General features: G+C 58.7%; 13 protein-coding genes. 2 read left to right on the forward strand and 11 right to left on the reverse strand.

The genetic code is table 11. From position 1 onward, the window contains the following. Positions 1–305: 305 nt before the first annotated feature. From VVR27_RS11225 to VVR27_RS11260, 8 genes are all read right to left on the reverse strand, one after another. Positions 306–494 carry a hypothetical protein gene (locus tag VVR27_RS11225; protein WP_368548434.1) on the reverse strand — a complete coding sequence of 63 codons (189 nt, stop codon included), beginning with the start codon at positions 492–494 and terminating at the stop codon, positions 306–308. Between the two features lie 354 nt (positions 495–848). Continuing rightward, the gene (locus VVR27_RS11230; protein ID WP_368548435.1) at positions 849–1,958 is read right to left on the reverse strand and encodes an ImmA/IrrE family metallo-endopeptidase; all 1,110 of its coding nucleotides are present in this window, start codon (positions 1,956–1,958) and stop codon (positions 849–851) included. After that, positions 1,942–2,640, reverse strand: a complete 699-nt coding sequence (locus tag VVR27_RS11235; RefSeq protein ID WP_368548436.1) for a hypothetical protein — start codon at positions 2,638–2,640, stop codon at positions 1,942–1,944. Before VVR27_RS11235 ends, VVR27_RS11230 begins: the two co-directional genes overlap by 17 nt. 123 nt (positions 2,641–2,763) lie before the next feature. Beyond that, positions 2,764–4,671: a tetratricopeptide repeat protein gene (locus VVR27_RS11240; protein ID WP_368548437.1), complete on the reverse strand. Its 1,908-nt coding sequence runs from the start codon at positions 4,669–4,671 to the stop codon at positions 2,764–2,766. A gap of 8 nt (positions 4,672–4,679) precedes the next feature. Beyond that, positions 4,680–6,527 carry an HSP90 family protein gene (locus VVR27_RS11245; RefSeq protein WP_368548438.1) on the reverse strand — a complete coding sequence of 616 codons (1,848 nt, stop codon included), beginning with the start codon at positions 6,525–6,527 and terminating at the stop codon, positions 4,680–4,682. Then, on the reverse strand, positions 6,528–6,983 hold the full coding sequence (locus VVR27_RS11250; RefSeq protein WP_368548439.1) for a YbjN domain-containing protein: 456 nt from the start codon (positions 6,981–6,983) through the stop codon (positions 6,528–6,530). Between the two features lie 133 nt (positions 6,984–7,116). Continuing rightward, on the reverse strand, positions 7,117–9,909 hold the full coding sequence (locus tag VVR27_RS11255; protein ID WP_368548440.1) for a YhgE/Pip family protein: 2,793 nt from the start codon (positions 9,907–9,909) through the stop codon (positions 7,117–7,119). A 57-nt stretch (positions 9,910–9,966) separates the two neighbouring features. Beyond that, entirely contained in the window at positions 9,967–10,536 is a 570-nt protein-coding gene (locus VVR27_RS11260) for a TetR/AcrR family transcriptional regulator (RefSeq protein WP_368548442.1), read from the reverse strand. Positions 10,537–10,700: 164 nt separating this feature from the next. Between VVR27_RS11260 and VVR27_RS11265 the strand changes: the two genes are divergently transcribed. Both VVR27_RS11265 and VVR27_RS11270 read left to right on the forward strand, forming a co-directional pair. Next, entirely contained in the window at positions 10,701–12,158 is a 1,458-nt protein-coding gene (locus VVR27_RS11265; RefSeq protein ID WP_368548443.1) for a phospholipase D-like domain-containing protein, read from the forward strand. Between the two features lie 107 nt (positions 12,159–12,265). After that, positions 12,266–13,249 carry a YgcG family protein gene (locus tag VVR27_RS11270; RefSeq protein WP_368548444.1) on the forward strand — a complete coding sequence of 328 codons (984 nt, stop codon included), beginning with the start codon at positions 12,266–12,268 and terminating at the stop codon, positions 13,247–13,249. A 160-nt stretch (positions 13,250–13,409) separates the two neighbouring features. Here the strand turns inward: VVR27_RS11270 and pdxT are convergent, their stop codons facing one another. The 3 genes from pdxT to VVR27_RS11285 all read right to left on the reverse strand — a co-directional run. Continuing rightward, positions 13,410–14,006 carry a pyridoxal 5'-phosphate synthase glutaminase subunit PdxT gene (pdxT, locus tag VVR27_RS11275; protein WP_368548445.1) on the reverse strand — a complete coding sequence of 199 codons (597 nt, stop codon included), beginning with the start codon at positions 14,004–14,006 and terminating at the stop codon, positions 13,410–13,412. Between the two features lie 170 nt (positions 14,007–14,176). Further along, the gene (gene pdxS / locus VVR27_RS11280; protein WP_368548446.1) at positions 14,177–15,088 is read right to left on the reverse strand and encodes a pyridoxal 5'-phosphate synthase lyase subunit PdxS; all 912 of its coding nucleotides are present in this window, start codon (positions 15,086–15,088) and stop codon (positions 14,177–14,179) included. A gap of 137 nt (positions 15,089–15,225) precedes the next feature. Further along, positions 15,226–18,302 (reverse strand): FtsK/SpoIIIE domain-containing protein (locus VVR27_RS11285; protein WP_368548447.1); only part of this gene is annotated, 3,077 nt, incomplete at its 5' end.

The raw sequence follows: 18,302 nt of genomic DNA on the forward strand, positions 1-18,302 counted from the left end.
ACTAACTAGACAACGATCCCGTCGGAGGTTAATAACTGAGGATAAATCACTACAAACCACTTTTCTGGGATCCTTGCCTTGAGCATAGGCGCAGACTCAGGGTAGGACAAGCAATAAATCTTTAGATTCTATTGAACTTGCACCTAGGTGCCTGCCAATAAGTCGCAAAGGTGTCTCGTATCCTTCCGCACCAATGTCATCAAGAGAAGCAGAGTAGTTAATGCAAGGCTGGCGCATGAGAGTCCGACAGCCAGCAGGTCATAATCCGTGTAGATTCCGTGAATAGTGCTCATGTGCCCTAGCTGCTAGGGCAGGAACTTGATGACGTTCCTTAGGAGACTCCTTTTTACTGACTTATGGCAGTAGACCGGTTTGAGGCCAGCCTTTTTCTTGCCGGAACTACCGCGTTGTGTGTAGTCCAGATTGGTAAAAACTGGGACAACCGGAATCACGGAGGTAACTAGGGCGATGAGCTGAGACTGTAGTTCGCTCATTTGGGGAATTTCGTCCAAAAGTAGCATATAAACCGCCATGGTTACCCCGAAGAGCAACACTAAATAAGTCAGAATCACCAGGGAGTCGTAGGCAAACTCTTGCACCCTCGCTTAGGAGGGGATGGGGTCCAGTCTGTTCAGCATGGTGTACGTGTACCCTGTCGGCACCCTAAAGTTGCCTGGTGAGGTCCTTATCTGGTTGAGGTTGGTTTACTACCCTCTCTACTATTCTTCTCGTGGTAACGGTTGTTCTCATCTGACTTGAGACTATTTGTGGGGATTTAAGGCTCATTGTTGCCGTCTTAGTACAACAACCCGTCCAGCAGATCCTGGATGCGGCGAGTCTGGCCGGTGCTATCGGACTACCGAAAGCACCGGTGGCTGATAGTCAGAGGAACCTTGCATGTCGTCCTGCTTTAGGGCGCTGACAGGTGCCAGAACTTCGCCGAATAGGAAACCGTTCACGTCCTGCATCGTCACCCCCACCTCAGCAGCTAGTTGAGCCATGCGCTGCCCCTTTTCACGCATCTGCGAAACCACAAAAGGAATCACACGCGAACGATCCAGAGTCAAGCCTCCCGGCTCCCCTAAACGGAAACCGCGTTTAGCCAGTTCTGCATAGTTTTGACGTAGCCCCCACTCTTTCAGAATCCCAAGCTCTCCGCCACGATAATTCATCGCCATTGCAGATACACGGTATTTCTTTTTCAGCTTTAATACCGTGGAAACGTCAGCGTAGGTGGGCATGTCGCGGTTAATTGCACGAGAAGGCATCAAAAACTCCGCCGCAAAGTGGTCTGCTTCCTTCTCTAAATTAGCGCCCTCAGTGGCTCCTCGCGCATGCATGACAAGATGCCCCAGCTCATGCGCCAAATCAAAACGCACCCGCTCCGCAGTCTCGCTCGTATTCAAGAAAATATAGGGCTTACCATCGGTGTACCAGTAACTAAAAGCATCCAGCTTCTGAATAGCCTTCGGCAATGACAGCACCCGTATACCTCGAGATTCAAAAAGCTGAATCATATTAGGTAGCGGATCTTCACGAAGCGACCACGCGGTGCGGATACGCTGAGCCGCAATTTCAGGGCTACTGCTATCTACAGTGGGCACGTCAACTGTTGGTAAGGAGTAAGGGGCTACAAGTCGAGCATATAACTGTAAACCCACAGCGCCCAGAGAAGTGCTCTCATTTTTAGCTTTTTGAGGGACCTTCTTTGCTGCCCGGAAAAGGACATTCTCAACATCGATACGCTCAAAGGACTCGTCGGTAAAAAACCCCGTAGGGCGTCCTGTCGCTGTAGCTAGAGCGTCCCGGTGCTTACCAGGGGCACCTTCGTTTTCGAATGTGTTGATGGTGCGCGGGGTGACTCCTAAAAATGCGGCCAATTCCACCTTGGAGAGGCCAGCAATCTCTCGAGCAATTTGGACTCTGGTGGGGTCAATCGTATTAGCTTGCTTGTTCATTGCCTATCTCGAAAATAATATCTTCAGGGACATCATCAGACTGTATATCAAGTAGCTCTTCCTCGCCTGACAGGTCCATCACCGGAAGGATAAGACGTTCCTCCCATTTTGTAATGAAACCACGATCACTAATTCCGTCAGCACTGGGGAGAGATAGCTCCGCGCGAATGTGGTTGGATTTTTTGCAGTAGAAGTAAAGCAGAACCCAGGTGGTAGGTGCGTAGGCCTTTTCCGCTTCTATAACTTCTTGAATAACCTGTTGCCCGGAGTCGCTGTTGTTTCGAAGGTCTCTCTTCGCCATCGAGCCTTTTGCGGTGGCATTGGAAGGTGTGTCTTTAGTCCCTGTCTTCTTGTTTCCTGTGGCAACCATGATGGAAATATTGCCCTCTGGGTTTACAATCCGTGGAGCGTTCCTGTAATCAGTTTGCTTCCAGCCTTTTTGAACTAAAGAGTCCCTAAACGAGGCGAGGGTTTCATGCCAGCGGTAACTTCCAGATGCTGTGCGGGCGTGGACAGCGGTGGTTTGTCCAGCACCACCATGACCGTTTGCTAAAGCTTGTTTGAAAATTTCCAGTTCTATGCCAAGTTCAGAGAGCCGCTTCAGCGTTGCCTGGCCTCGCAGAGGGGAGGTTGGATTTGGTGAGTTCTCTACTATGAAGAGAGTTTCTGACTGGTGGTGCACAGGCTACTCCTTGGGATGATTGCTTGCTAGCGGCGTCCTTTCATGCTCTCATTAAAAAGGTGAAAACCGGAAGTTTTTTTACTGGTGATTGATGTGTAATTATTTCTTGGGAATAAGGCTCATCTAGAGCAACCCGTCCAGTAGGTTCTGGACGCGGTGGGTTTGCCCGGTCTTATTCAGCACCTCAATCAGCAGGTTTAGAGCCTTAGCCTTAGACTCTTTACGCTGGGCCGCATCAAAAGCTGCCACGGCGCCCTCCAAAAACTTCGCAGCCTGGGTGCTCTGCCCGGCGTCCTTAGCGCACTGACCAGCCAGCAGCAGCGCGGCGCCGCAGTGGGCACTCTGCCCTGCTTGCTCATAGGTTTTAGCCACCTCACCAGCAAGTTGTGCGGCATCAGCATACTTTCCCTCTGCGGCATATAGTCTAGCCAAAAGGTTATCAGCATAGGTGACCAGCGCATCTACTGCTACCACCTGCCAGGGTTCAGCGTCCGCCTGCTCTAGCTGATTGTGCTCAGCGTCCGCCCGGGCGCGTGCAGTCAGAACGGCCGCTTCCAGCCCCTCATACTGCCCCAGCAACTCAGCCACCTGCCCACGGACGGCCAGAACCGCCAGGAGTAAGCGCGCCGGGGCGCTCCCGGCAAGTAGTAGCTCCCAAGCGCGCTCAAAAAGCTCGGCTGCTCGCCCGCGCTCCCGCAACTGTGCAAGGCTCTGCGCGGCATCAGCAAAAGCAATACCAGCTTCCATCAGCTGACCGGCAGCTTCTCGTGCTTCCCCGGCACGTTCGTACCAGTAGGTAGCCTGCACCAGGTCACCCGCGGCAAGGAAGCCATCGGCGGTGACGTAGGGGTCGGTATCCCCGTCGTGCTTGATAGAAGATGCACCCCTCTGGTGAGTAACGGGTTGCACTGCACCGTATGCCCGTGTGCCGGTGGATAAGTTCAACCCGGTGTTTTTTACGGTGACCACTACCAGGTCAGCTAGCCTGGGCTCCTGCTGGGCTGCCTCTAAGAACTCGGTAAAGCGGCGGTTGCCTGCTCGCTCATCAAAAGCGCGAGCCAGCGGAACGGACTGTTGAACCGCCCAGTCATAAAGCTCGCCCAGGGTGCCAGCTTGGTGCAGGCGGGTGGGTAACTGGCGTTGTTCTTCAGCTGTCCAGGCCAAACCTGCCACCAGATAGCGTAAAAAGCCGCGGTTATCGCCGGGGTCTCCCTCTAGCTGCAGTGCCCGCTGGCCGTGAGCCGCCAGTAAATCCAATGCAGCATGAAGCTGACCGCCGCGTGCCAAAATCTCAAACTCCATACCCAGATCATCGGGGTCGTAGTGCCCGCCGCTGGTCGCCTGCGCCCGAGCCAGCTGTCGCCCCGCCGCTTCACCATCGCCCAGTTGCAGATAAGCCAGGGCAAGCTGTCGGTGGGAATTCGCGGGTTCCCTGTTGCACAAATCTTCGGTAGGCGCACCCAGAGCAACTGCCTGCTCAAATTCCCCGGCCACCACGTGATCACGCAGGGTGCCGCCGATTTTACAGGAACCGCAATCCATCTCGTCTTCACCGTGTGCCAGCCAGATAGCTCGCCAACGTTCGGCCTCCTCGTCCAGCCCCAAGTGCCCTGCCCACATGTACTCGGCGCGGTCTACCGCTGCGGCGCTAAACCCGGCTACGGCGTAGCGTTTGCGCATCTCATCCAGTAGGCCGCGGGCCTGCTGCCGGGAGATTTGCGGCCAGGCGGCGAGGTCTCCGGTCACCCACTTAAACTGCCAAAAAAGGGTGCGGCCATCATGCTCGCTGAAGTATTCGGGGTGAGTGTCCCAGAGGCGCAGCAACTGAGAAAAGGTAGCGAAGGACGCGGGGTTGGGGGTACCAAAAACGTAGGCTTCAACCAGCTCAAGCAGGGCTTCGGGCAGCTTTTGCTCCGGCCCCTCGTTTTCAATGGTACGTGCGATGAATTCTGCAGCTGCGGTGCGGCCGGTGCCGTAGGGCATCTCCCGCAGACGGGCGATTTTTAGATTTGCTTCTTCAAGTGACCACATGATGACCCCTAGTTTTCGGTGCGCAGGGCAGCGGCCAGCAACTGGCTCAGACTGTCACTGAGCAGCCCGGTTTCCCGCGATCCCAGCCCCTCACCGGCCAGCATCAGCGCCGAGAGATAAAGGGTGTTCATGCCCGCTTCAAAGGATGTATGGTGCGGTTGGGCCAGCAAACGGCAGACGCTGTCGTTAGTGTCATTGAGCATCAGCGTGCGGCTGGGTTTACTGTCTAACGGGTCAGTAAAGGACCCCAGTAGTCCGCCCCACACGTCCCCGGCAGCTTCGTTTTCCTGGCTGATAGCCCTGCGGCGCTCAGCCTCAGCATCACGCAGAAGCACGGCGGGTACGTCCGCCGGGGCAAAACTGCGTAGCTGCACGTCACAGTCCTCTTCAGCCAATAGAGTCTTGGCGCGCTCTAGGGCGGCCATGACCTCAAATTCACGGTCGATGCCCACCCCTTCAAGGGTCTGGGTCAGCTCACCGGCAGTCATTTCGGTAACCTCCCAGCCAGGGCGGTGCGCCAGCTTGGCGAGAATATCGGCGTCATAGACGTAGCCCCCATTGACCACCCAGAGACCCTGGGCGCGCGCCACCGGGGCAATACGGCGGTAGCCCTCGGTGGTGGGGGTGAAGCGGACTGCCCCGCCCTCACGAGCAACCTCAGCCAGAGTGGTAAAGCCCTGGGTGGTTTCAAAAGGCAGAGCCTGGGCCACCACATCCAGCATGTCGTCGCTAGCCAGCGCTACAGCACGCAGTGCCAGGTGGTGGGTTTCCAGCAGGCGGGCCTGCACAGGGGAGGGCTCGGTAAGGGTAGCGGTAATCCAGCTTTTGAGCTGCTCGCCGATAGCTTCCCGGGTCAACAAAAGCACCTCGTCCTCACGGAGCTGCTCTCGGGAGGCCGTGGGGGTCAGGCTCTCAGAATTCAGCACCGCCCGCACGAAAAACGCCCAGTCAGGTAGCAGGGTGTCCTCTCGACCGCTGACCAGCATCTGCTTCACATAGACGCGGTGGCGCCCAGAGCCGGGGGATACCGCCTGCGGCAGAACATAGGCGACGCCGGTGGTGCCGGTTGCCGGAACATTTAGGGGAATGGTGGCTAGGGGAGTGAAGCCCAGGGACGCCTCGGCGTAGTTAGTGAGCGCCATAGCGGTTTCATGGGGGTTGGGCGCAGTGCTGCCATGCTCTGTGCCCTCAGCGCCTTTCTCCACAGCCACCGCCCAGGGCAGGCCGGTGCGGGAAATACGGCGCCAGACTCGCTGACCGCCAGCGTTTACCCGCACAGAAACATCCAAGGGTAGCATATCCCCATAATCGCTCGCCAATGTCACCACGGTTTCCTCAGCAACCCAGTGGGTTGCGTCCGCCCGTGCCTTGAGCGAGATCGTGGTGCCGATTTCAACTTCAGCATCAGCGAGAGTCTGCACTTCAAAAGTGCCGTCAGCCAGGCCTACCCAGCGCACCGGAGCTTCCCCTGGGGTGGCGCTGCGGGAGGTCACCTCAACGGCGTCAGCAATCAAGAAACAGGCCAGCAAACCAATACCGAACTGTCCCAAATATTCGGCACGGCCCTCCCCCAGCACCTCATCACGCTTGGAGGTGCGCCCAATGGTCGCCAAGAATTCTTCCGCCTGGGTGGCGGTCAAACCAATACCGGTATCGGTAATGGTGATACCGGCACCGTCAACCCAAGGCTCCAACCGGACGCGTGCAGGAGCGTCCGGGTCAAGGTCGGTGCGGGCGGTGATAGCGTCTACCCCGTTCTGCAAAACCTCGCGCAAGTAAACCTGCGGGCCCGAGTAGAGATTCTTAGAGAGCAATTCAACCAGGCCACCTAAATCGACCTTAAAACGCTGTGCCATTTATGCCTCACCCAGGTTCTGATTCAGTGCCTCAAAAACGTTAAGTCCGGCTGAAATACCGGTGCTCAGTAGCTCATCCAGCTGCTCATCGGTCACCCCTGCACCGGTGGGGTAGTTAGTCTCTGCCATCATGATGACCAGCTGCTGGCTATCTTGCTCAAAAACAGTGGGGTAGGTTTTAGGCAGCACCATCTCACGGTTCCAACTCTCAGCAAAAGCACTAGCTGCCGGCAGTTTATCGGCGGGTAGAGAGCCGCGCCAGGTGCCGCGAATATTGAGCAACTGTCCCTTGCCCATCAGCAGAAAGAAGAAGTATCCCTGCTCAAATTGGGTAATAAGGTTGCCGCCTTCCTCATCGCAATTCACCTCAAGGCGGGTCAGTGCCTGCTGCAACCTCTCAGCGGTGAGGGGCTGAAGGGCAGCAGCGGGAGCGAGCGCGGAGTCAAAGAAACCCATGGTCAACTTTCTGCGGGGGCTGGTGGTCTTCACCAAGTTTATCCGTGCCCCGCAGATTTGAGCGGCGCTCTGTGCTCATCCACGATTTTGTTGGGTGAATGAGCCCTCTTCCATCCGCCCAAAAGCTGCCTTGCTAGACCGCCTGCGCCTGCCGTGCCGCTGCTAGGGCTACTTCAGCACGTTCTTCGCGGCGGTGGCGCACCCAGATGCTGAAGGCAGTGCCCGCAACGGCAACCAGCGTCCAGCCCAGCAGCCAGAGCACCCCGCTAGCAATGCCCAGGGTTCCACCGGCAATGAGGGAACGCAGGCCTTCCAGGGAGTGGGTGAGTGGTAGCCAGGGGTGAACAGCACGTAGGAAGCCCGGGGCCGTTTCGATGGGGTAGGTGCCGCCCGATGCCCCCACCTGCAGAACCGTCAGAATGAGCGCGATGAACCTGCCTGGGGCGTCCAGCAGGGCGATGAGCGCCTGGTTGATGGTCATGAAGGTGATAGAGGTCAGCATAGAGAAAGCGGCGATGCCCCAGAAAGAGGCCATGTTGATGTCCACCATGAAGTGCAGGACCAGAGCAACCACGAGGCCTTGGATCGCGCCCATAACGCCCACCGGAGTAAGCGCGCCCAGCAAAGTAGCGAGGCCGGAGTGACCGCTGCGGGCGAACTTGCGGGAGATCGCAGGGTACATCATGAAGTAGGCAATCGCACCCACCCACATACCCAGTGACATGAAATACGGGGCCAGGCCGTGACCGTAGGTAGCTACCTCATTCAGACGGGACTTCTCTAGTGTGACCGGGTTGGAGGTCACGTTACTTAGCTGCTGCGCCTGCTCGGTACTAAAGGCGGGAACCTCATCTACTGCTTCACCCAGGGAGGTGGAGAGCTTCTGGTTACCCTCCTCCAAATCTCCCAGGCCAAGGGAAAGCGAGCTCGCGCCGTCCACCGCACTGCCTGCGCCGGTATTGAGCTGCCCCGCACCGTCTGCAAGAGTCTGCGCCCCGGAGGCCAGTTCGCTGGTTCCATCTGCCAGGGTGCCGGCACCTGATGAGAGATCACCTGCGCCGCTTGCCAGCTTGCCGGTGCCATCGTGCAGGGCGGTAGCACCTGCTGATACATCAGATGCCCCCGTTGCCAGGGTTCCGGTGCCTGCCGCCAGGTCAGATGCGCCAGTAGCCAGAGTGTCGGTGCCGGTGGCAAGATTGGACGCGCCGCTTGCCAGTTTGTCCGTGCCTTCAGAGAGGCCGGTGGCACCGCCCGCTAGCTTCTCGGTTCCCTGCGCTAGAGCGTCTGCCCCATCAGAAGCCTGGGAGATAGCATCTGCTAGGGTGCTTACACCCTCAGGGAGGGCGGCTGCCTTATCTTTCAGTTCGGTGGTGCCGGCTGATAGGGTGTCAGCCCCGTCAGAGAGCGTAGTTGCTCCGGTGGCTAGGGATGACGCCCCGGTCGCTAGGGTGCCTGCCCCGGCAGAAAGTTTGGTGAGGCCACCGTTTTGGTCACCCACAAGGGCAGTGGTGCCCTCGGCTAAGGTGCTGGCACCCGCGTGGGATGTACTGGCGCCGGTGCTGACCGCGTCAGCTCCGACTTTAAGTTCCTGAACGGCAGCCAGCTTCTGTTCGTCAGTCAGTAGAGCCCAGTTATCAATCAGAGTCTGAGCACCGGTGGAAACCTTGTCCGCACCTTCCGCCAAGACCCCCGTGCCATCACGCAGAGCCACAGCACCAGCGTCCAGCTGCTGTGCACCTTCAAGAGCCGCAACAGAACCTTCAGATAGGGCAGAAGCTCCCTCAGAAACTTGCCCGGCACCCTCTTCAAGATCCTGTGCGCCGGTGGCAAGGCCCGCGGCACCATCAGCCAGCGATTGCGTGCCAGCAGCCAGCGCATCGGCCTGGGCGGGTAGTCCAGAAACCCCGGTATTAAGTTGATCCAAGCCGGTCGCCAAAGAACCCGCACCCTCATTCACCGAGGTAGCTCCGGTGGACAGAGCGCTCGCACCCTCATTCACCGAGGTAGCTCCGGTGGATAGAGCGCTCGCGCCCTCCTTAGCGCTGGTTGCGCCTTCTGAGAGCTGACCTGCACCGTCATTGATACTGCTGGCACCTTCAGCTACCTTGCTACTGCCATCGTCTAGGGCGCCGGCGCCGGTATTCACATCGTTTGCGCCGGTCGCCAAAGAACCCGCACCCTGCGCCAGCGAACCGGCACCATCACGAGCGCTGGCAGCGCCGGTGGCAAGGTCGTTAGAGCCGGATGCCAGTGAATCGGCGCCGCTCTTGAGGTCATTCAGGCCCAGAACCAGCTCGTCACTGCCGTCTTTAGCACTGGTAGCGCCGTCGGTCAGCTGACTCGCGCCGTCAGCAGCTTCACCCAGAGAATCGTGCAGGGTCGTGAAACCGGCGTAGATGTTTTGCAGGTACTGATCCGTTACCTGCTCTTTGAGGCGGTCAGCCACCGAGGTGCCCAGAACGTTGGCGATATTGCCAGCGACAAGATTAGACCCATCATTGGTGGCAATATATAACTGTGCCTTGCGGGCCGCCGCTGGGTCGTTATCAGAAACGGAAACTACGTTGGCAGAGAAATCTGAGGGGATGGTTAAAACTGCCATGACCTCACCGTCCTCAAGTGCTTTGTTGGCTGTATCCGCCTCCATCACCCGCCAGTTGAAATTGCTGGTGCTGGTGTTGCTCAGTAGCTCATCGGTGATATCTGCCCCCAGATTGAGCTGATCACCCTCTGATGGTTGCGCAGGCTGATCTTCATTGACGATGGCAGCAGGCACAGTATCGATTCTGCCCGTGGGATCATAGTTAGCCCAGGTCAGCACCCCTGCGTAGACGGAAGGGATGATGATGACCGCTAATAGCACCAGGTACTTCATAACGTTAAAGCGGTCGTTGAGCTGCGGTTTTTTAGCTCGGTGTGACGACATCTTAATTCTTCTTTCGGCTTTTAAAATCTTGTGGCAGGTAGGTTCGGTTCTGATGGTTTAGTAGGTTGCCGCGCGGACCGTGGCGGTGAGCCGTTCTGCCATAGCCTCGGGGGCATTATTTCCGGTGAAGTCCGTGCACAGCCAGCGCATTGCCGACCAGCTCATGCCAGCAGCAATAAACTCGGCGTAACTTTCGTGTTCTATGGTCTTGGACCGCACCCCGGCCGCAAAGGGGGAGTGGTTGAGCAGACGGTTACTAAGAAAGCTGACGAGTTCGCTCATCAGGGCGGAGTCACCGGCGGTTTTGAGTACGTTGCGGCAGAAGGTGGCATCATCACGTAACTCGAGGAGGAGAGCGGTGGTGAACCGGTTGGTGAAGCCCTCAGTCTCGGGGGTGAGATTTTGTGCGTCAACAGCAGCGAAGGTTGCTTTGAGCTTTTCAAGTGCAGCGGCGCGGGTGAGTGCCGTGGTGTCTGGGAAGTGCTGGTAGAAGGTGGGGCGACTGACGCCAGCGGCCTTAACAATGTCTGTGATGTTGATGGCGTCAGGAGTTTGCTGTGTCAGAACGTCGGTGATGGCGTGAATGAGGGCGGTGCGGGAGCGTGCGGGGCGGGGGTCGGTGGTCATGCGTTTCTTCTGCCTAGATTTTCCTTACGTTTGTAAAGTTTACACATGTAAGGAAAATCTGCAAGCGGGGTACGGGTGGTTCTAGGGTCATCGGAGTACCCCCAGGGCACAGTCAAGGAAATATAGAGTGCACAAAATCAAGAGTTAATCGATAGATTGGGTTTATGCACCCTACCGCCAAGCTCACAACAGCCACACTTCTTGCTGCCCCAGTACTGGTGGGGGTCGCTGCCGCCCGCCGTGCCCTACCTGCCGGTCTGAATGTCAGTGGGCACGTCCACTCGGGGCAGGTGCGCCTTCTGGTTGACCTCACCTACCGGGCTGAGGGGCAAAGCATCTCTGGCCAGCAGATTTTTGACGTCGTGGAGCAGCTCATTGACCGAGCCGAGCGCTTCCTGGTGCTGGACATGTTCCTCTTCAACGCCGATCACAGCCAGCCTGCCGGCACCTACCCCGCTCTAGCCCAGCGGCTAACCGACGCCCTCCTGGCTAAGCGAGCGGACGCCCCAAATGTTGCGATAGTGCTTATCACTGACCCCATGAACACTTTCTACGGCAGCACGCCCCAGCCTCATTTTGAGGCTCTGCGCGCCGCCGGGGTGCAAGTGGTGGAAACCAACCTTGAGCCGCTGCGCGACTCTCATCCCCTCTACTCCAGCTTCTACCGCACCTATTTGCGGCACCTGCCCGAGCTGCCCGGCGTTCTACCTCATCCGCTCGCTCCTTCTGATTCCAAGGTGAGCCTGGGCTCTTACCTGCGCCTGCTGAATTTTAAGGCAAATCACCGCAAGGTGGCTATCAGCGAGCGCGAAGCGGTGGTCAGCTCGGCTAACCCGCACGATGCTTCTGCCCCTAACAACAACCTGGGATTCTGGGTCAGCGGCCCGATGCTAGCTGATTTAGTAGCAAGTGAAGCTGCGGTGTATCGGCTCTCTGGCGGAGATCCTGCGGTCTTTGAGCGTTTCGCCTCTTGGCTGGCACTCGATTCTGAGACAGGTGAGGACGCCGCCGCGGCAGGCAGCGCGCAGGTTCAGCTGGTGACTGAGACAGGTATTCGTGATGCTGCCTTAAAGATGCTGGCGGGCGCCGGTTGCGGTGACCGGGTTCTCCTGGGGATGTTCTACCTTTCTGAACGCAGTATTATCTCTGCCCTCAAGGGTGCTGCTGCCCGCGGTGCGCAGGTGCAGGTCATTTTGGACCAGAACATCGACGCCTTTGGGCGTAGGAAAACCGGGTTACCGGGTAAGCCGGTGGCAGCTGAACTGGTGAAGGCCGAGGTAGAGGTGCGCTGGTACGAGACCCACGGCGAGCAGTTCCACCCCAAGTACCTGGCAGTTTTCACCCCGGGACAGTGCCAGATCCTTGCCGGGTCGGGGAACTTTACCCGCCGCAACGTGAGCGGCTTTAATCTGGAAACTAGCCTGCGTGTGCAGGTGCCAGAAAGCTCCCCCCTTGCCGAGGAGTTCGCGGCTATGTGGCAGGTGATCTGGACCAATGACGCCGGTGCACCCGCCCTCTTTACTGTTGACTATGCGGTGCACCCGGCGTCTACCGGGTTACGCGGCGTCCTGCAGAATTTTGCCTACCGCGCCCAGGAGGCAAGTGGCGTCAGCACTTTCTAGGGCGCACCTACCCCTCTAATATCCTCCGCTCGGTGGAGGTAGGGAGTCTACTGCTTGAGTAAGGTGGATATAACAGCTTGCCAATGACGGCTAGAAAGGTGGAAGCCATGACCGCTCGTAAACCCGCCCTGCTTCTGCTGGCTATCGCCGGTGCCCTGGCACTGGGGCTCCCGGCCCAGGGGCAGGAACTGCCCGCCCCTCCACCCAACGGCAACGTACTTGATAGCGCCGAACTGCTGACTGACGGCGAAGAAACCGAGCTGAGCGCGCTCATCGACCGCAAAAACTCTGGCACGGGCGCTGCCCGGGTGGTCGTGCATACCACCGACAGCGCCCCTGGCGGCATTTCTGACTACGCCACCGCTCTGGGCGACGCCTGGGGTGTAGGGGACGCGGGTGAAGACAACGGCGTGGTGGTAGTAGTTGATATGGGTGAGCGGGAAACCTATATTGCTGTAGCAGACGGCGCCGGTGAGCAGATTAGCGACCGTGAAGCTCAGGACGTTGCCGGTAAGGTTCTAAGCCCCGCCCTTGCTGACGAAAACTATGCCGCTGGGCTCACCGATACCGTCACTGAGCTTTACCTGCTGGCTGACGGTGGGGAGAGCGCCTATGACGAGGGTGAAGGTGTACCCAGCTATATTGGCTGGGTCGTGGGCGGAGTGCTGGCTCTTCTTGGCGCCGTCACGGGCATCTGGATCTGGCTGGATTACCGTAAGGTAGCCCGCAAAGCCAAAGACGAGATGCGGCGGCACCAGGAGGAAAACCCTGGCTTGGAAATCTCCGACGAGATGCGTGCCGCCTACATCAAATACCGCTACGCTAACCGCAAGCCACCCGCTGAGAGCACTGAAGAGCAGGATGAAAAACTGCGTGAGGAAGAAGAGAAAACCGGGAAAGAGTACACCCGCTATGCCGGCACCTTTAATAGCTGGTTGCCGCTCTACATGGTAGCTCCTCTGCTCTATTCAGGGAGTAACGTCACGCCCAGTAGCGGTAGTGATGACACCGGTGGTAGCGGGTTCAGTTCCGGCTCATCCTTCGGTGGCGGCGGTGGCTTTAGCGGCGGTGGCGGCGGGTCGAGCTTCTAGAGCAGGACGCCGGGCTAGACCAGCGCCAGTGGTAGCCGAACTGATCCGGGATACTCTGTGAAGTAAATACCTAATTGATAGCATCAATAGCAGTCGCGTAGTTCATTAACGCTAATGAAATAAGTGCAACGACTTTCTTATGTTGCAGGTACGGCACTGTTTAGGTCAGGCTCAGCAGGTGCCGGTGCACCGTGGTGTCACCGGTCAGCTCGGGATGGAAAGAAATGCCGATTATCTTGCCCTGCTGTACACCCACAATTTCCCCGCGGTAGCGGGCCAACACGTCCACCCCAGCGCTCGCCCGCACCATCAGCGGGGCGCGAATAAAGGCCGCACGGACGTCCACCTGGTTTCCCGGGTTACCCCAGCCAAGGGTGGTTTCGGCAGAATTGACCTGCGGGCCAAAAGCATTGCGTCGAACCGTCACACCTAGGCAACCAAGGGTTTGTTGGCCTGCTACCGGGTCTTCTACCCGGTCAGCCAGCATAATGAGCCCGGCGCAGGTGCCCAGAGTGGGTAATCCGCCGCTTATGGCGTCCATTAGGGGTTGACGCAGCCCAAAGAGACGGGTGAGACGGTCAAGAACGGTGGACTCGCCGCCAGGTAGCACCAGGGCGTCTAGACCCTCTATCTGCTCAGGCTTTTTAACTAACCGAACCTGCGCACCTAGGCTTTCCAAGAGGGTTGAGTGCTCGGCAACTCCACCCTGCAGGGCTAGGATCCCTACAGTTTTACCGGTTCCGGGTAGGTGGCTCATAGGCGCCTTCCTCTTGTAATTACAAAAAGTTGGGGAAACATGATTCCGGGTTTTTTACGGGTGGACGCAGGCGGTGGTGTGCCGATGACCTGGCTCGGGGCGAGCGTTCAAGGGTGCTCACCGGCAAACCGCCGCTCGTGTCTTACTTAGATGCCGAGAACTTTTGCCGGTTACCAGCCGCGCTCTGCCAGGCGGTGGGGCGCAGGCAGGTCGGAAACATTGATACCCACCATTGCTTCGCCCAGACCGCGGGAGGCTTCAGCTACCACGGCCGGGTCATCGTAGAAAGCGGTTGCTTTGACGATTGCCTTGGCACGCGCCTCGGGGTTGCCGGACTTGAAAATACCCGAACCCACAAAGACGCCGTCCGCGCCCAGCTGCATCATCATGGCAGCGTCCGCGGGGGTGGCGACGCCACCGGCGGTAAAGAGCACCACGGGGAGTTTGCCGGTGCGCGCTACTTCTTCGACCAGCTGGTAGGGGGCTGCCAGCTCTTTAGCCTTGACGTAGAGCAAGTCTGGCGCGGTAGCGTGCAGAGCCTGCAACTCGGCGATCTGGGTTTTGATGGTGCGAATGTGCTTGGTGGCTTCTGAAACATCGCCGGTGCCCGCCTCGCCCTTGGAGCGAATCATAGCGGCACCCTCGGTGATGCGGCGCAGGGCTTCGCCCAGGTTGGTAGCACCGCAGACAAAGGGCACGGTGAAGCCCTGCTTGTCGATGTGGTTGACGTAGTCAGCAGGTGAGAGCACCTCAGATTCGTCGATGTAGTCCACACCCAGGTGCTGCAGGATTTGGGCTTCAACAAAATGGCCGATGCGGGCTTTTGCCATAACGGGAATGGAGACGGCGTCGATGATGCCCTCGATCATGTCGGGGTCGCTCATGCGGGCAACGCCGCCCTGGGCGCGGATGTCTGCAGGCACTCGTTCTAGTGCCATGACAGCTACGGCGCCGGCGTCCTCAGCGATTTTTGCTTGTTCGGGGGTCACGACGTCCATGATGACGCCGCCTTTGAGCATGTCAGCTAGCCCGGTTTTGAGCAGGGGCGAGCCGGTGGTTTCGGTGGTCTGGTTTTCAGTCATGGGTTCTACTGTGCCCCAGATAACTGGTCTAAAAATAGTGCCAGTTTTGACAAAAGTTTTTAGACCACCTGTTAAGTTTGGTCCCACTCTTGCTTAGTGTCCACCAGTTCACTGGGGTTATGCCGCGAGACTTAAATCTAAGGGCTGACTGCCTGGATGAGCTGGACGGCTCCGTTAGAAATAGCGTAGCCACGGCCCTGGGTAATCTCAACGGGTGCCTTGCGCGGTAGGCGTGCGCCAAAGAGGTCGCCGTCAAGGTCGACGTTAGGCTGCAGGAGCACTCCGCATTTTGCTTTGCGCAGGGTTTTGGTCCAGTGGCTATAGAGCGTGCGTAGCTCGTCTGACCTGCCGGCAGCGATAATGCAGAGGCCCGGCAGGGGCTGATCTAGCAGGCTGCTAATTGACTTATCGCCATCAGCAAAGCCGTCGGCGTCATCAATGAGCAGCACAGAAGGGCCGGTAGATAGACGGAGCTGGGCTACTAGTGCCGGGATTTCGTCATCGCCCACGGCACAGTGCTCGAAGCCTTCTTGGGCTAGGGGGGAGCGGCGGGAGCAGATGGCCCAGATACTGGGCTGCTGGCCACCGTCTGCCGTATGGGCTTGTTCTAGGGCGTTACGAAGGGCCAGCAGGAGGGTGGACTTGCCAGAGCGGGCAGGCCCGGCAATTAGAATATGCTCACCCTGGTATGTTTCCAAGTAAACAGGTAGAAGGTTCTGCTCACCTAGTCCCACAGGTAGACGCCAGGGTTCACCTGAAACATCAGCATGAGCACCCAGCTCTGCCACCTTAACCTCGGTGGGTAGTTGGCCAATTACCTCGGGTTTAGGCTCAGCGGTAGGCCAGATAGCCTGGACCTTTCCTACCGCTTCAGCCAGGGAGGTATCGGGAGTTGCCACGTGCATTTGCAGCAGGTGCTCGACGCTCACGCATCGGCCTGCGATGGGCGCAGGGACGGTCTTGCCCTTGACGCCCTGGCCTGAGTAGTCGTAGGCATCGGCCAGGCGGTAGAGCCACTTTTGGGTGGTGACTTCATCCATAGCGGTGGGTATAGCTTTGATACGCGGGGTGGCGATGGCAAAGTGCATGCCCAGGGACGGGCCCTCGGCGTAGGCGCGGTAGAGCAGGTTGAGCAGAGTTTGCCCGTCGTAGTCGTCAAATTCATCGCGCAGGCTTGCCAGACCGTCAATGAGAATGAGCAGGGGTTTTTCGGGGGCTGAACTGGCGCGGCGGCGTTCTAGCTCTGCCTGCAGGAACCGCAAAAACCTGACGCGCTGTTCTTTAGCGCGCCCACCGTGCCCCACGTAGGCAATGGTGTGGGGCAGCATCTGTAGATCTTTGAGGCCGCCTGCGCCAACGTCCAGCACCATGATGTCTACTTCTGCAGGGGAACCATGGCGGGCTGCGGTGAGAGCCAGGGACGCCAGGGTGGTGGTCGTGCCGCTGCCGGGAATGCCAACCAGCATGAGGTTACCCTTGCCCAGATCCCAGCCTGTGGAGATTTGACGTTGCAGGTGGGGCTGATCGGCTAGTGCAAAGTGCAGGTGCTTGCCGTCAAAAGAGCCAACCGGCTGCTGGGTTTTACCCAGATCGGTGACGATGGGTTCTGAGAAACCGTCTAGGGCTACGCGCTTGCCCAGGGCTTCGGGCCAGACCTGGCGGGGTTCTACCAGCCCCAGCTCCTGGTGGGCTTGACAGATGGCGGTAATCAGTAGGTCTAGGTCGTTTTCATCCGAGATAATTTTTGGTTTATCGACCAGGGATTTCTGGGGCACCCCAAAGATGCTGCTGTCTCTCAGCTCTAGCTGTGTGGCACCTTCGACCGGAGTTTGACCGGTAACCAAGGCAGTCTGAACTGCCGAGATGTCCTCTTGGCCCAGTTTCACGTAAGCGCGGCCCATCTGGGTACGTTCAATGGCCGATGCGTCGGGCACGCCGATAACGTTAGAGGAGTCCTCTTTACTCTGCACGCGCAGGGCCACGCGCAGGTTGGTGTTGGCGAGAATGTCATCATTGACCACACCGGCTGGACGCTGGGTCGCCAGAATCATGTGCACACCCAGGGTTCGGCCCACTGCTGCCACGTTGACCAGGGACTGCAGCACGTCGGGGAAGTCCTTGGCCAGCATAGCGAACTCGTCGATGACCAGCAGGATGCGGGGCATAGGCTCGGGCGGGTTGGTGGCCATATAGTCTTTGATGTTATCGACGCCTTCACCCGCCTGGGAGAAGAGCACCTGGCGGCGGTGCATTTCGGCGTCCAGGGCCCGCAGGGCTCGGTCGGCGAGCTGTTCGTCCAGGTTGCTGATGGTGCCGATGGTGTGCGGTAGTCGTTCGCAGGCTTTGAAGGCGGCGCCGCCCTTGAAGTCGATGAGAATGAAGTTGAGCTCATCGGGTGAGTTGCGTGCGGCGAGACCTGCCACGAAGGTGCGCAGGAATTCGCTTTTGCCGGAGCCGGTGGTGCCACCGACCAGGCCGTGGGGTCCATCGCGCACAATATCGAGCACTACCTGACCGTCGTCGCCAATGCCGATGGGGGCTGAGACCCCGCTCTTTTCTTTCCACAGTTTTTGCACTTTTTGGGCGGTTGCTGGGGCTAGGTCAAAGAGCTCTGGGGCGCGTACCAGGCGGGGCAGGGCAGCGCCGGGGATGACCAGTTCGGGGTCATCGAAGTGGGCGAGCTGCATGGCGGCTGTCTCTGTCTGCTCGAGCCCCAGCCCGGCGAGCACCACATCTTTGATGAGGGTGCGGGTTTCGGGTTCGAAGATTTCGGCGTCGGCGTCCTCTCGTACGCGCACGATGCTGGTACAGGAGGCAGGCAGCTGTTCTTCGGAGCTGGCGATTACGATGCCAGAGACTGTGCGTGGCTCCTGCTGGTTCCCAAAGCCCAGGGACCGGCCAGTGGTTTCTCTGCCGTATCCCAGGAGGTCACGGGCCGGGGCGTCGCGCCCTTCGGTAAGCACCTCGGAGTCCAACACCAGCACCAGAGCTGGGGTGATGAAGTGGTCGATGTTTTGCAGGATGTTGCGCAGCATCTCGGTGCTGGTTTGGCGGCCCGAGGCCATCCAGCGTCCGCCGGTGACGCTGCCTGCTTGGCGGGTGTGGGGTAGCCAGGACGCCCAGCCCCAGTCCTGCTCCTTGCCGTGGTCGCAGAAGAGGGCGAGGGTGAGATCGGCCGGCCCTGCGTGGGTGGCCACTTGTAGGGCCAGGCTGC

The organism is Rothia sp. LK2492, from assembly GCF_040946345.1.
Classification (GTDB): Bacteria; Actinomycetota; Actinomycetes; order Actinomycetales; family Micrococcaceae; genus Rothia; species Rothia endophytica.